This window comes from Streptomyces sp. NPDC107517 (assembly GCF_055582645.1).
On record NZ_JBVJPM010000001.1, the window covers coordinates 217,204 to 230,964 of the forward strand.

Consider the following 13,761-nt stretch of genomic DNA (forward strand, 5'->3'; position numbering starts at 1 on the left):
CCCCGTGCTCTTCCTCTACACCGTGCTCGTGGTGTGCGGAGCCGTCCTGCTGATCGCCGGAATCGTCGAACAGCGGCGGCACTTCGCCAACCTCGAACACATACCGACCCGCGTCCTCGTCAACGGCATTCGCGGCAAGTCGTCGATCACGCGTCTGTGCGCGGGCGCGCTGCGCGGCGGCGACCTGACCACGGTCGCCAAGACGACCGGCACGGCCGCCCGCTTCATCCACCCCGACGCCACCGAGGAACCGGTCTACCGCAAGTTCGGTATCGCCAACGTCGTCGAGCAGATCGGCATCGTGCGCCGCGCCGCCGCCTACAACCCGGACGCGCTCGTCATCGAGTGCATGGCCGTCATGCCGGCGCTCCAGGAGATCAACCAGTCCAAGCTGATCCGCTCCACCATCGGCGTCCTGTGCAACGTCCGTGAGGACCACCTCGCCGAGATGGGCCCCACCCTCGACGACGTGGCGCGCTCGCTGTGCCGCTCCATGCCGGAGGGCGGCATCTGCGTGACCGCCGAGCAGGAGCGCTTCCACATCCTCCAGGAGGAGGCGGACGCCAGGGACTGCAAGCTGATCTACGCCGACCCCGAGACGGTCAGCGACGAGGAGCTGCGCGGCTTCAGCTGGTTCACCTTCAAGGAGAACGTGGCGATCGCGCTGACCGTCGCCGAGCTGGTGGGAGTCGACCGGGACACCGCGCTCCAGGGCATGTACGACGCCCCGCCGGACCCCGGAGTCCTCTCCGTCGAGCGCTATCTCACGCACGACAACAAGAAGGTCCGCTTCGCGAACGTCTTCGCGGCCAACGACCCCGAGTCGACGCTGATGAACATCAACCAGCTCCTCGACCTCGGCGCCATCCACCGCCCGCTGAACGTCGTCATCAACTGCCGCCCGGACCGCGTCGAACGCAACGGCCAGATGGGCGAGATCATCCCCGAGCTCGATCCGGACCAGGTCTTCGTCATCGGCCACCCGGCCAAGTCCGCCATCGACGCGATCCCGGCCGCGTACCGGGACCGGGCCGTGGACCTCGGCGGCGACCGGCGCGAGGCCGAGGAGTTCATGGCCAAGCTGCTCGGCAGCCTCGGCCCCGACTCCTCGCTCGTCGCCATCGGCAACATCCACGGCCAGGGCGAGCACCTCCTGGAGCACCTCGCCGAACTCCCCGCGGACGAGTCCGAGGACCCGGCGGACCGCTTCGAGCCCGCCGAGGCCTCCTGGCAGAACGCACCGGCCGCAGCGGAACACAGCGAGACGATGCAGCTGTACGCGCCCCGCATCGACCCGTACCAGCAGTACTCCGAGGCCTACGAGACGCGGTACACGCCCCCGCTGTACATCCCCGTGCAGCGCGACGCGGACCACCCGCATCCCGAGTACCAGGATCCGCAGCGGCCCCGCGAGGCCTGGCCCGCTGTCACTCAGCACCAGCCCGTCCAGCCGGCCGAACAGCCCGTCCCCCGTGGCCTGTTCGAACCGCGCATCCCGCCCGCACCGCCCGCCGAAGACCCGCAGCAGTGGCACAGCAGCCCAGGAGAACCACGTTGATCCCCACCGTCCTCACCCCCGAGATCGCCGCGATCGGCATCGCGATCGGGCTGCTGTTCTCCCTGGTCTGCTACCTCACGACGAACCTCTCGCCGGGCGGAATGATCACCCCGGGCTGGATCGCGCTGACGCTGGTCGAAGACCTCCAGCGCGCGGCCATGGTCGTCGGCGTCACCGTCCTCACCTATGTGGGCACGCTCCTGATGCAGCGCTTCGTGATCCTCTACGGCAAGCGCCTGTTCGCCGCCGTAGTGCTGCTCGGCGTGACGCTCCAGGCCACCGTGATGATCGTCCTCTCCCTCGAGTTCCCGCTGATGTACGCGAACCAGACCCTGGGCTTCATCGTCCCCGGCCTCATCGCCTACCAGCTGGTCCGCCAGCCCAAGGGCCCCACGATCCTCGCCACCGGCTCGGTGACGCTGATGGCGTATGTCGTCCTCACCGCCGGAATCCTCCTCGGCGTCATGCCGTCCGCCTGAACACCCACCGGAGCCGACCCCATGAGTGCCAAGAAGAAGCACCCCGTACTGCACACCGCGATCGTCCTGTCGCTGCTCGGCGGCAGCGCCTATCTGACGGTGGAGCTGCGCAAGGAGGAGCAGGCGAAGGCGCCCGCCGTCCAGGCCGTCACCGACACCCCGCTCCTGGAGTCCAGCACGGGTCAGCAGGGCGGCGAGCGGAACTGGGAGCGGCTGAAGAACCCCGAGCGTTCCGTTCTGCGCGGCGAGGGCGGCCAGGTCCTCGCGACCTTCACCGACAGCGCGCGCACGGCCACACTCAAGGGCCCGAGCCGCACCTTCACCGAGCCCGCCAACACCAAGTCCCGCGTGGTCACCGAGGACTGGGTGCGCCTCATGCCGGAACCCTGGCGCAAGGGCGCGGAGAAGGAGAAGTGGTTCAAGGACTGGTTCAAGGAGTTCTACGGCAGCGAGGAGGACGACATCTTCGCCTTCGCCTTCCAGTACCTGGAGGGCGCCCCGGTCAAGAAGGACGACGAGGGCATCGCCTACGGCGGTGACGCCAACTTCGGGCCGATCAACCCGAACGGCAGCGAGGGCAACGACCTGCGCGACGAACTCTCCGACTTCTACGACTACCTGGGCATCCCGTACACCTTCCGGGACGGGGTCACGCAGCAGCCCGAGACCAAGCGCGCCCGGTCCGTGGACTGTTCCGGCTTCCAGCGTCTGGTGTGGGGCTACCGGGCCCGCTACCCCCTGATGTCCTCCGACAAGTCGGGCGACGGTCTGCCGCGCACCGCCAACGGCATGGCCCGCTCGGACGTCGGGGCCGACATCATCCCGCTCAAGGGTGTCGGCGCCGCGGACCGGCCCAAGTCCATCGACGTGCTCCAGCCCGGAGACCTCGTGTTCTTCAAGCTCGACACCCGCACGAAGCAGCGCCTCGACCACGTCGGTCTGTACATGGGCCACGACACGGACGGCCACATGATCTTCGTGTCGAGCCGCGAAGAGGTCAACGGCCCGACGATCGGCGACAAGGGCGGCACGTCCCGCCTCGACGGCAACGGCTATTACGCGAGCACCCTGCGCAGCGCGAAGCGGCTCTGACCCGCGCCGCGGCGTCCGCAGACGACGGTGCCCGGCACGCCAGTCGGCATGCCGGGCACCGGGAACGCCGGGGGGTTACGCCGGAACGCTGGCCACGCCCTGCGCCAGGAACCGCTTGCCGGTCACCCGCTCGCTGACGCCCTCGCGGTCCAGGTACGGCGTGATGCCGCCCAGGTGGAAGGGCCAGCCGGCGCCGGTGATCAGGCACAGGTCGATGTCCTGCGCCTCGGCGACGACACCCTCGTCGAGCATGAGCCCGATCTCCTGCGCCACCGCGTCGAGCACGCGGTCACGGACCTGCTCCTCGGTCAGGACGACATCGCCCTGCTCGAGGAGCGCGGCGACCTCGGGGTCCAGCTCCGGCTTGAAGTCGTTCTCGGCGGAGTAGACGTAGAAGCCACGCTTGCCGGCCTTGACGACCGCCGCGAGGTTCGGGGACACCGTGAAGCGCTCCGGGAAGGCGCGGTTCAGGGTCTCCGAGACGTGCAGACCGATCGCCGGACCGACGAGCTCCAGGAGCACCAGCGGGGACATCGGCAGGCCGAGCGGCTCGACGGCCTTCTCGGCGACCTCGACCGGGGTGCCCTCGTCGATGACGTTCTGGATCTCGCCCATGAAGCGGGTGAGGATGCGGTTCACGACGAACGCCGGGGCGTCCTTCACCAGAACCGCCGTCTTCTTCAGCTTCTTGGCGACACCGAAGGCCGTGGCCAGCGAGGCGTCGTCGGTCTGCTCGCCGCGGACGATCTCCAGGAGCGGGAGGATCGCTACGGGGTTGAAGAAGTGGAAGCCGACGACCCGCTCGGGGTGCTTCAGCTTCGACGCCATCTCGGAGACCGAGAGGGACGAGGTGTTGGTGGCGAGGATCGCGTGCGCCGGGGCGACCGCCTCGACCTCCGCGAACACCTGCTGCTTGACGCCGATCTCCTCGAAGACGGCCTCGATGATGAAGTCCGCGTCGGAGAAGCCCTCGGCCTTGTCCAGGACGCCGCTCACCAGCGCCTTGAGGCGGTTGGCCTTGTCCTGGTTGACACGGCCCTTGCCGAGCAGCTTCTCGATCTCGGCGTGGACGTAGCCCACACCCTTGTCGACGCGCTCCTGGTCGATGTCGGTCAGGACGACCGGCACCTCGAGGCGGCGCAGGAAGAGCAGCGCGAGCTGCGAGGCCATCAGGCCCGCACCCACGACGCCGACCTTGGTGACCGGACGCGCGAGCGACTTGTCCGGCGCACCCGCCGGGCGCTTGCCGCGCTTCTGGACGAGGTTGAACGAGTAGATGCCCGCGCGCAGTTCGCCGCCCATGATGAGGTCGGCGAGCGCCTTGTCCTCGGCGTCGAACCCGGCCTGCAGGTTCCCGTCCTTGGCGGCGGCGATGATGTCGAGGGCGCGGTACGCGGCCGGGGCGGCGCCGTGCACCTTGCCGTCGGCGATGGACCTGCCGCGCTCGACGGCCTGGTCCCACGCGTCGCCGCGGTCGACCTCGGCGCGCTCGACGGCCACGTCGCCCTTGAGGACGTTCGCCGTCCAGATCAGCGACTGCTCCAGGAAGTCGGCGCCCTCGAAGAGCGCGTCGGCGATGCCGAGTTCGAAGACCTGCTTGCCCTTGAGCTGGCGGTTCTGGTTGAGCGAGTTCTCGATGATGACCGAGACGGCCTTGTCGGCGCCGATCAGGTTCGGGAGCAGCGCGCAGCCGCCCCAGCCCGGGACCAGACCGAGGAAGACCTCGGGGAGCGAGAAGGCCGGGAGCGCCTTGGAGACGGTGCGGTAGGTGCAGTGCAGACCGACCTCGACACCGCCGCCCATGGCCGCGCCGTTGTAGTACGCGAACGTCGGCACGGCGAGGCCCGAGAGGCGCTTGAAGACCTCGTGGCCGCCCTTGCCGATGGCCAGCGCGTCGTCGTGCTTCTTGAGGAGCTCGACGCCCTTGAGGTCGGCGCCGACGGCGAAGATGAACGGCTTGCCGGTGATGCCGGCGCCGACGATCGTGCCCTCGGCCGCCTCCTTCTCGACCTGGTCGATCGCGGCGTTCAGGTTCGCGAGCGAGGCCGGGCCGAAGGTGGTCGGCTTGGTGTGGTCGAAGCCGTTGTCGAGCGTGATCAGCGCGAACCGGCCCGCACCGAACGGCAGGTCGAGGTGGCGTACGTTCGCCGACGTGACGACCTCGTCCGGGAACAGCTCGGCGGCGCCCTTCAGGAGCTCGGTGGTGGTGGTGCTCACTTGTCGCCTCCGGCGTCCTTGTGGTGCGGGTTCTCCCAGATGACCGTGGCGCCCATGCCGAAGCCGACGCACATCGTCGTCAGGCCGTAGCGGACCTCGGGCTGCTCCTCGAACTGGCGGGCGAGCTGCGTCATGAGGCGCACGCCGGAGGAGGCCAGCGGGTGACCGAACGCGATGGCGCCGCCGTACTGGTTCACGCGCGCGTCGTCGTCGGCGATGCCGTAGTGGTCCAGGAACGCGAGGACCTGGACGGCGAAGGCCTCGTTGATCTCGAAGAGGTTGATGTCCTCGATCGACAGACCGGCCTTGGCGAGCGCCTTCTCCGTCGCCGGGATCGGGCCGTAACCCATGACCTCGGGCTCGACGCCGGTGAAGGCGTAGGAGACCAGGCGCATCTTGACCGGCAGGTTGTGCTCGCGGGCGAAGTCCTCGGACGCGATGATCGACGCGGTCGCGCCGTCGTTCAGACCGGCGGCGTTGCCCGCGGTGACACGGCCGTGCACGCGGAACGGCGTCTTGAGGCCGGACAGGTTCTCCAGCGTGGTGCCCGGGCGCATCGGCTCGTCGGCGGTGACCAGGCCCCAGCCGGTCTCGCCGACGTCCGGGTTGGTGTTGCGCACGGAGACCGGGACCAGGTCCTGCTGGATCTTCCCGTTCGCGTACGCCTTCGCCGCCTTCTCCTGCGAGCGCACGGCGTACTCGTCGGCGCGCTGCTTGGTGATCTGCGGGTAGCGGTCGTGCAGGTTCTCGGCGGTCATGCCCATGAACAGGGCGGACTCGTCGACGAGCTTCTCCGACACGAAGCGCGGGTTCGGGTCGACGCCCTCACCCATGGGGTGGCGGCCCATGTGCTCGACACCGCCGGCGATGACGGCGTCGTACGCGCCGAAGGCGATGGAGCCCGCGGTGGCGGTGACGGCGGTCAGCGCGCCGGCGCACATGCGGTCGATGGAGTAGCCGGGCACGGACTGCGGGAGGCCCGCGAGGATGCCGGCGGTGCGACCGAGGGTCAGGCCCTGGTCGCCGATCTGCGTGGTCGCGGCGATGGCGACCTCGTCGATCTTCGCCGGGTCGAGGCCCGGGTTGCGGCGCAGCAGCTCCCTGATGGCCTTCACGACGAGATCGTCGGCGCGGGTCTCGTGGTAGATGCCCTTCGGGCCCGCCTTGCCGAACGGGGTGCGGACGCCGTCGACGAAGACGACGTCCCTGACGGTACGAGGCACGATGGCTCTCCTCCAGATGCGGGATGGCACTGCCGCGCGGCGCGCACCCGGGGTGCGGGAAGCGCGCTGCGAATACCGTCATGCTACTTGCGGGTAACCAAGACGTGTAGTCCCCCCGGCCGGAGCGGCGAAGGTCACACCGCGCGATCGAGAACCGAGCGCACCACGGGCCCCGCCGAAGCCACCACGTCTCGGACGAACCGCACCCGTCCCACCCCGAACCCGCGCAGCGCCGAGCCGTGGTCGCAGGCGACGACGAGCGCCGCGGCGAGAAGCAGCGCCCGCCACCCCTGGAGCACCAGGCGCCCCACCGGGCGCGGCACCCGCGCGAAGGCCTCGCGCAGCCGCTCGCAGTGGAACGGCACGTGCCGCTCCTCGTCGGCGAGTATCGCGCCGGCCACCTGCGTCGTGAGCCCGTCGTCGGTGCCGTCGCGCAGCGCCCGGTAGTAACGCAGCGCCACGACCTCGGCGACCATCAGGACCAGGAGTTCGAGCCGCAGCCCGAGAAGCCGGCGCAGCCGCACGAAGACGGTGTCGCTCCAGTGCGACGCGAGCGGCGGCACCCCGCCGGCGCCGAGCAGCAGCCCGAGCAGCCGGGCGTGGTTCTGCTCCTCGGCCACGAACAGCCGGGCGGCACGCGTGTACGCGGCGTCGCCCGCCCGGTCGGCCTTGGCGATCAGATTCGCCCCGTCACCGCTCTCACCGATCTGGAAGCGCCGCACGCTCCGCCAGATCGCGGTGTCCACCCGCGCGCCCCGCTCCCAGGCGGGTTCCCCGGCGGCGGCCCGCCGCTCCCGCTCGGCCTCGAAGTCCCGCACCCATCCCTCGTACCCCCTGGTGATCATGGGGTGACGTTAGACAGGCCCTCCCCGCCGATACGAGCGAGGAGGGCCCACCGGTACGAAACCGCGACGAACGCGGGGCGCCGCGCGGTGCCGGCCGGGTCAGGCCGGCTGCTGCAGCGCCTCGGCGAGCAGCGGCGTGACCTGCTCGATCTGCCAGGGCCGCGCCCCGTACCCGCGCAGCGCCTCGGCCACCGCCGCCTCGGAGCGGTCGCCCGGGGGCTCCCAGCACACGCGGCGGACCGTGTCCGGAGTGATCAGATTCTCCTGCGGCATGTTCAGCGTCTCGGCCAGCGACGACACCGCGGCCCGCGCCGCGGAGAGCCGCGCCGCGGCGACCGGGTCCTTGTCGGCCCAGGCCCGCGGGGGAGGCGGCCCGGCGAGCGGCGCCCCGGGCTGCGGCAGTTCCGCGTCGGGCAGCTCCTTCGCCCGGTCCACGGCCGCCTGCCACTGCTCCAGCTGACGCCGGCCCGTACGGTGCCCGAAGCCGGGCAGCGCGGACAGCGCGTGCACGTTCGCCGGAAGCGAGAGCGCCGCCTCGACGATCGCGCCGTCCCCGAGCACCTTGCCCGGCGACACATCACGCCGCTGCGCGATCCGGTCCCGCGCGGTCCACAGCTCCCGCACGACGGCCATCTGCCGGCGGCGCCGCACCTTGTGCATCCCGGACGTGCGCCGCCAAGGGTCCTTGCGCGGCGGCGCGGGCGGCGCCGAGGCGATGGCGTCGAACTCCTGGTGCGCCCAGTCCAGCTTGCCCTGCCGGTCGAGCTCCTTCTCCAGCGCGTCCCGCAGGTCCACGAGGAGCTCCACGTCCAGCGCGGCGTAGCGCAGCCACGGGTCGGGCAGGGGCCGCGTCGACCAGTCGACGGCGGAGTGGCCCTTCTCCAGCGCGTAGCCGAGGACGTTCTCCACCATCGCGCCGAGCCCCACGCGCGGGAAACCGGCCAGGCGTCCGGCGAGCTCGGTGTCGAAGAGGCGGCTGGGGACCATACCTATCTCGCGCAGGCACGGCAGGTCCTGCGTCGCGGCGTGCAGTACCCACTCGGCGTCGGCGATCGCGTCGCCGAGGGCGGACAGGTCGGGGCACGCGACGGGGTCGACGAGCGCGGAGCCCGCGCCCTCCCGGCGCAGCTGCACCAGGTAGGCGCGCTGCCCGTAGCGGTAGCCGGAGGCGCGCTCGGCGTCGACGGCCACGGGCCCGGTGCCCGCGGCGAAGGCCGCGACCACCTCGGCCAGGGAGGCCTCGTCGGCGATCACCGGCGGGATGCCCTCGCGCGGCTCGAGCAGGGGGATCGGCACCTCCGCAACAGAGCCGCCGTCGTCCGGGGGTGCGCCCCCGGTGGTTCGCAGTGAAGTGTCTGCTGCGGTCTCTTGGGCGTCGGTCACCTGTCAAGGGTATCTGTGTATGTACAGCGCCCGTCGACGGAACGTTCCGTCGACGGGCGATGAAGGTACGTAAACCAGTCAGGGTCAGTGGATGATGCCGGTGCGCAGGGCCACGGCGACCATTCCGGCACGGTCGCCCGTGCCGAGCTTGCGCGCGATGCGGGCGAGGTGGCTCTTGACGGTCAGCGCGGACAGGCCCATCGAGACTCCGATGGCCTTGTTCGACTGGCCCTCGGCGACGAGCCGGAGCACCTCGACCTCACGGCCTGACAGTTCGCGGTAGCCGCCCGGGTGGCTCGGAGCACCCGGGGGGCGGCGGTGCATACGGGCCGCGGCGGACCCGATGGGGGCGGCGCCGGGGCGGGAGGGAAGCCCGACGTTGGTACGGGTGCCGGTGACGACGTAGCCCTTGACGCCGCCCGCGAGGGCGTTGCGTACGGCACCGATGTCGTCGGCGGCGGAGAGGGCGAGCCCGTTGGGCCAGCCCGCGGCACGGGTTTCGGACAGAAGGGTCAGGCCGGAGCCGTCGGGAAGGTGGACGTCGGCGACGCAGATGTCGCGGGGGTTGCCGATGCGGGGACGAGCCTCCGCGACGGACGAGGCCTCGATGACGTCACGTACACCGAGCGCCCACAGGTGGCGGGTGACGGTGGAACGGACGCGCGGGTCGGCCACGACCACCATGGCGGTCGGCTTGTTCGGGCGGTAGGCGACCAGGCTTGCGGGCTGCTCGAGGAGAACGGACACCAGGCCTCCTGGGGTGCGGGACGGGACCGGCTCGGGGATGAAGCCGGGGCGAACCGTGCTTTCAAGGTCACAGACCTCTTCGGCACTAAACCCGCCCGCCTTTAGAGAAAGATCACGATTTAGTGAGTAACAATTCGTGCAATTCGGACACGCGATCGATCATCCGAAGATCGAACCGAATCACAACGGGACCGGAACTCTTCGAGGTCCGGTCCCGATCCGTTCTGCCCCTGCCCCTGCCCCTGCCCCTGCCCCTGCCCCTGGTCGCCGCCGGCGGCGGAAGGCCGAAAATCGCCTACCGATGGCTGTACCTCTTCGCCCGTCACGACTCCCGCGCCGCCGTTCAGGACCTCTGCGCCGCCGTTCAGGACGCGTACATCACCGTTCAGGACGTCTGCGGCCCCCGGCGCTGGGGCAGCGTCACCACGGACGCGTCCCCGGGACCGGCCGGCGGCAGGCCCGCGATCTGGCTGAGCAGATCGCACCAGGCCGCCAGGTGCGAGGCCGTGTCCGGCACCCCGGCGGGCCCCTCACGCGGTGTCCACGAGGCCCGGATCTCGATCTGCGACGCCGGCGCACGCTCGCTGAGCCCGCCGAAGTAGTGCGAACTCGCCCGCGTCACCGTGCCGCTCGGCTCCCCGTACGTGAGTCCCCGCCCCTGGAGCGCGCCCGTCAGCCACGACCAGCAGACCTCGGGGAGCAGCGGGTCCGCCGCCATCTCCGGCTCCAGCTCCGCCCGCACCAGCGTCACCAGACGGAACGTCCCGTGCCACGCGTCGTGCCCGGCCGGGTCGTGCAGCAGGACGAGGCGGCCGTCCGCGAGGTCGTCGTCGCCGTCCACCACCGCGGCCTCCAGCGCGTATGCGTGGGGTGCGAGGCGCTGCGGCGGCTTGGTCGGGTCCACCTCGATCTCCGGGCGCAGCCGCGCTCCCTGCAGGGCCTCGACCGCCGCCCGGAACGGCGGTGGTGCCGAGTCCACCGGATCCTTAGTCTTGCGCCCCTCCCGCTCCGATTCACTCATTCCCTCAGCGCCGTCCGACAGTCGTCCCTCAGCCGCAGCCATGCGGGGAAGATTAAGGGGAACGCGGCCTTCGCGCAGGGAGAGACACCCGGCACCCCCGCCCCGATGTCCCCGCGCCCGACGGGGTTCGCACCCGTGCGAGACTTTCCGACGTGAGTGCCAACCTCCGCCCCACGGGCCAGCAGCCGACAGCGACGTACGAATCCGCCTTCCTCAAGGCGTGCCGGCGTGAGCCGGTGCCGCACACCCCGGTGTGGTTCATGCGGCAGGCCGGTCGTTCGCTGCCCGAGTACCTCAAGGCGCGCGAGGGCATTCCGATGCTCGAGTCCTGCATGATGCCCGAGCTCGTCGCCGAGATCACGATGCAGCCCGTGCGCCGCCACCACGTCGACGCGGCCATCTACTTCAGCGACATCGTCGTGCCGCTCAAGGCCATCGGCATCGACCTCGACATCAAGCCGGGCGTCGGTCCCGTCGTCGAGCAGCCCATCCGCTCGCGGGCCGACCTCGCGCGGCTGCGCGACCTCACGCCCGAGGACGTCTGGTACGTCACCGAGGCGATCGGTCTGCTGACGGCCGAGCTCGGTTCCACCCCGCTCATCGGTTTCGCGGGCGCGCCCTTCACCCTCGCGAGCTACCTCGTGGAGGGCGGACCGTCCAAGAACCACGAGCACACCAAGGCGCTCATGTACGGCGACCCGCAGCTGTGGGCCGACCTGCTCGACCGCCTCGCCGAGATCACCTCCGCGTTCCTCAAGGTGCAGATCGAAGCGGGCGCCTCCGCCGTCCAGCTCTTCGACTCGTGGGTCGGCGCGCTCGCCCCCGCCGACTACCGGCGCTCCGTGATGCCCGCGTCCTCCAAGGTGTTCAAGGCCGTCGAGGAGTACGGCGTGCCGCGCATCCACTTCGGTGTCGGCACCGGCGAGCTCCTCGGCCTCATGGGCGAGGCCGGCGCCGACGTGGTCGGCGTCGACTGGCGCGTGCCGCTCGACGAGGCCGCGCGCCGCGTCGGCCCCGGCAAGGCGCTCCAGGGCAACATCGACCCGGCGGTCCTCTTCTCCACGCCGCAGGCGGTGGAGGCCAAGGCCCGCGAGGTGCTCGACGCGGCGGCGGACCTGGAGGGCCACGTCTTCAACCTCGGCCACGGCGTGCTGCCCACCACCGACCCGGACTCCCTGTCGCGTCTCGTGGAGTACGTCCACACGCAGACCGCCCGCTAGGGGCAGGCAGCCACGGCGGGGTCCTGACCGACCCCGCCCCGCCGGACGAAAGCGCCGCCCTCCTGAACGCGAGGCGCCCGCCACGCGTACGTCATGCCGAGCAGTGTCCCGCCGCCCCCAGCGAGGAGACCAGCCCATGACCGACCAACAGCCGGGTGCCCCCGTCCCTCCCCTCACCGCCCTGCCCGACGGTGAGGCCCAGCTCGCCGTCGTGCTGCGCCTCACCTGGGAGGACCTGGCCGCGCTCGGTCAGGAGGCGGGCCGCATCGCCGCCCGCACGCACCGCCCGGTCACGCTCGACGAGGCCGTCAGCCACCGCCTGCGCACCCGCCTGCCCGCGGCCCACGCCAAACCCTCGCAGGCCACGGCCGCTTCCGCCCTGAGCGCGGCCACGCCCCGCGCCCCCGGCGACCAGGCGCGCCAGGCCATAGAGAAGATCAACGGCACGTCCACCCCGATGCCGCCCACCGCATCCGGTCCGGACCTGCCCTAGGGTCTTTCGTCCGGCTCGGGTTGGATCAGGGTGGATCGGGGTGCGTGCCAGATCCCGCGAGGCCAGCTCGATCCACACGAGAGGACCTAGCCCCTGCGCACCGCCGCGCTCGACTTGCGGGCCGCCACCAGGATCGGGTCCCACACCGGTGAGAACGGCGGCGCGTAGCCGAGGTCGAGGGCCGTCATCTGGTCCACCGTCATGCCCGCGGTCAGCGCTACGGCGGCGATGTCGACCCGCTTCGCGGCGCCCTCGCGCCCGACGATCTGGACGCCGAGCAGCCGGCCCGTGCGGCGCTCGGCGATCATCTTCACCGTCATCGGGGCCGCCCCCGGGTAGTAGCCCGCGCGGCTCGTCGACTCGATCGTCGCGGACACGAACTGCAGACCGGCCCGCCGCGCGTCCTTCTCGCGCAGGCCCGTGCGCGCGATCTCCAGGTCGCACACCTTGCTCACGGCCGTCCCGACGACGCCCGGGAACGTCGCGTAACCGCCGCCCGCGTTCGTGCCGATGACCTGCCCGTGCTTGTTCGCGTGTGTGCCGAGCGCGATGTGGCGCTCGCGGCCCGAGACCAGGTCGAGGACCTCCACGCAGTCGCCGCCCGCCCAGATGTTCTCGTGTCCGCGCACGCGCATGGCGAGATCGGTGAGAAGCCCGCCGTGCTCGCCCAGGGGGAGCCCCGCGGCGCGCGCCAGCGCGGTCTCCGGGCGGACGCCGATGCCGAGGACGACGACGTCCGCCGGATACTCGTCGGCGGTCGTCGCCACCGCCCGCGCCCGCCCGTCTCCGTCCGTGAGGATCTTGGTGACCTCGGCGTCGTCGACCATGGTGATGCCCATCGAGGTCATCGACTCGTGGACCAGGCGGCCCATGTCGGGGTCGAGCGTCGACATCGGCTCCGGCCCGCGGTTGACGACCGTGACCTCGTATCCGCGGCGGATCAGCGCCTCCGCCATCTCGACACCGATGTAGCCCGCGCCGACGACGACGGCCCGCCGCCCCCGCGTCGCGCCGAGCGTGTCGAGCAGCGCCTGGCCGTCGTCGAGGGTCTGCACGCCGTGCACGCCCGGCGCGTCGATCCCGGGAATCCGCGGCCGCACCGGCCGGGCACCCGTGGCGATCACGAGCTTGTCGTACGAGGTCCAGGCCTCCGTCCCCGTGTCGAGCTCACGTGACCTCACCCGTCCGCCCCCGACGTCGAGTTCGGTCACCTCCGTGCGCATGCGCAGGTCGATGGACCGCTCCCGGTGCTCCTCGGGCGTGCGCGCGATCAGCTCGTCGCGCCCCGCCACCTCGCCACCGACCCAGTACGGGATGCCGCACGCCGAGTACGAGGAGAAGTGCCCCCGCTCGAAGGCCACGATCTCCAGCTCGTCGGGGCCGCGCATCCTGCGGGCCTGCGACGCGGCGGACATGCCCGCCGCGTCGCCGCCGATGACCACCACTCGCTCACGTGTAGGGCTCATGCCCACCAAACTACGTC

12 protein-coding genes are annotated in these 13,761 nt (G+C 71.2%); 5 read left to right on the top strand and 7 right to left on the bottom strand.

What is annotated here, in order from left to right; translation table 11 throughout:
• The first annotated feature begins 4 nt into the window (after positions 1-4).
• The 3 genes from pgsB to ACZ67T_RS00935 are packed head-to-tail and all read left to right on the top strand — an operon-like array spanning position 5 to position 3,129.
• Positions 5-1,558 carry a poly-gamma-glutamate synthase PgsB gene (gene pgsB / locus ACZ67T_RS00925; RefSeq protein ID WP_469980758.1) on the top strand — a complete coding sequence of 518 codons (1,554 nt, stop codon included), beginning with the start codon at positions 5-7 and terminating at the stop codon, positions 1,556-1,558.
• Entirely contained in the window at positions 1,555-2,037 is a 483-nt protein-coding gene (locus ACZ67T_RS00930) for a poly-gamma-glutamate biosynthesis protein PgsC/CapC (protein ID WP_469980760.1), read from the top strand. Before pgsB ends, ACZ67T_RS00930 begins: the two co-directional genes overlap by 4 nt.
• 21 nt (positions 2,038-2,058) lie before the next feature.
• Positions 2,059-3,129 (top strand): C40 family peptidase, encoded by a 1,071-nt coding sequence (locus tag ACZ67T_RS00935; RefSeq protein ID WP_469980762.1) that lies wholly within the window; start codon positions 2,059-2,061, stop codon positions 3,127-3,129.
• 75 nt (positions 3,130-3,204) lie between these two features.
• On the opposite strand, the gene ACZ67T_RS00940 is transcribed toward ACZ67T_RS00935, so the two are convergent.
• The 6 genes from ACZ67T_RS00940 to ACZ67T_RS00965 all read right to left on the bottom strand — a co-directional run bounded on the left by ACZ67T_RS00940 (position 3,205) and on the right by ACZ67T_RS00965 (position 10,565).
• A complete protein-coding gene (locus ACZ67T_RS00940) occupies positions 3,205-5,346 on the bottom strand; it encodes a 3-hydroxyacyl-CoA dehydrogenase NAD-binding domain-containing protein (RefSeq protein ID WP_469980764.1) in 2,142 nt (713 codons plus the stop codon).
• Entirely contained in the window at positions 5,343-6,569 is a 1,227-nt protein-coding gene (locus tag ACZ67T_RS00945) for a thiolase family protein (RefSeq protein ID WP_469980765.1), read from the bottom strand. Before ACZ67T_RS00945 ends, ACZ67T_RS00940 begins: the two co-directional genes overlap by 4 nt.
• A 134-nt stretch (positions 6,570-6,703) precedes the next feature.
• Positions 6,704-7,414: a ferritin-like domain-containing protein gene (locus ACZ67T_RS00950; protein WP_469980767.1), complete on the bottom strand. Its 711-nt coding sequence runs from the start codon at positions 7,412-7,414 to the stop codon at positions 6,704-6,706.
• A 99-nt stretch (positions 7,415-7,513) separates the two neighbouring features.
• A complete protein-coding gene (locus ACZ67T_RS00955; protein ID WP_469980768.1) occupies positions 7,514-8,797 on the bottom strand; it encodes an HRDC domain-containing protein in 1,284 nt (427 codons plus the stop codon).
• 84 nt (positions 8,798-8,881) lie between these two features.
• On the bottom strand, positions 8,882-9,544 hold the full coding sequence (locus ACZ67T_RS00960; RefSeq protein ID WP_100591261.1) for a response regulator transcription factor: 663 nt from the start codon (positions 9,542-9,544) through the stop codon (positions 8,882-8,884).
• A 385-nt stretch (positions 9,545-9,929) separates the two neighbouring features.
• Positions 9,930-10,565: a DUF3000 domain-containing protein gene (locus ACZ67T_RS00965; RefSeq protein WP_469980770.1), complete on the bottom strand. Its 636-nt coding sequence runs from the start codon at positions 10,563-10,565 to the stop codon at positions 9,930-9,932.
• 152 nt (positions 10,566-10,717) lie between these two features.
• Here ACZ67T_RS00965 and hemE point away from each other — a divergent pair, with 152 nt between their 5' ends.
• Together hemE and ACZ67T_RS00975 are read left to right on the top strand one after the other, a co-directional pair.
• On the top strand, positions 10,718-11,785 hold the full coding sequence (gene hemE, locus ACZ67T_RS00970) for a uroporphyrinogen decarboxylase (protein ID WP_469980772.1): 1,068 nt from the start codon (positions 10,718-10,720) through the stop codon (positions 11,783-11,785).
• A 136-nt stretch (positions 11,786-11,921) separates the two neighbouring features.
• Entirely contained in the window at positions 11,922-12,278 is a 357-nt protein-coding gene (locus ACZ67T_RS00975; protein ID WP_469980773.1) for a hypothetical protein, read from the top strand.
• An 86-nt stretch (positions 12,279-12,364) separates the two neighbouring features.
• On the opposite strand, the gene ACZ67T_RS00980 is transcribed toward ACZ67T_RS00975, so the two are convergent.
• Entirely contained in the window at positions 12,365-13,744 is a 1,380-nt protein-coding gene (locus ACZ67T_RS00980) for an FAD-dependent oxidoreductase (RefSeq protein WP_469980775.1), read from the bottom strand.
• Positions 13,745-13,761 lie beyond the last annotated feature (17 nt).

Excerpts from the sequence above, each read along its gene's own strand:
- ACZ67T_RS00935 (WP_469980762.1), top strand. The coding sequence starts at position 2,059 with ATGAGTGCCAAGAAGAAGCACCCCGTACTGCACACCGCGATCGTCCTG.
- ACZ67T_RS00975 (WP_469980773.1), top strand. The coding sequence starts at position 11,922 with ATGACCGACCAACAGCCGGGTGCCCCCGTCCCTCCCCTCACCGCCCTG.
- ACZ67T_RS00965 (WP_469980770.1), bottom strand. The coding sequence starts at position 10,565 with ATGAGTGAATCGGAGCGGGAGGGGCGCAAGACTAAGGATCCGGTGGAC.
- ACZ67T_RS00980 (WP_469980775.1), bottom strand. The coding sequence starts at position 13,744 with ATGAGCCCTACACGTGAGCGAGTGGTGGTCATCGGCGGCGACGCGGCG.
- ACZ67T_RS00950 (WP_469980767.1), bottom strand. The coding sequence starts at position 7,414 with ATGATCACCAGGGGGTACGAGGGATGGGTGCGGGACTTCGAGGCCGAG.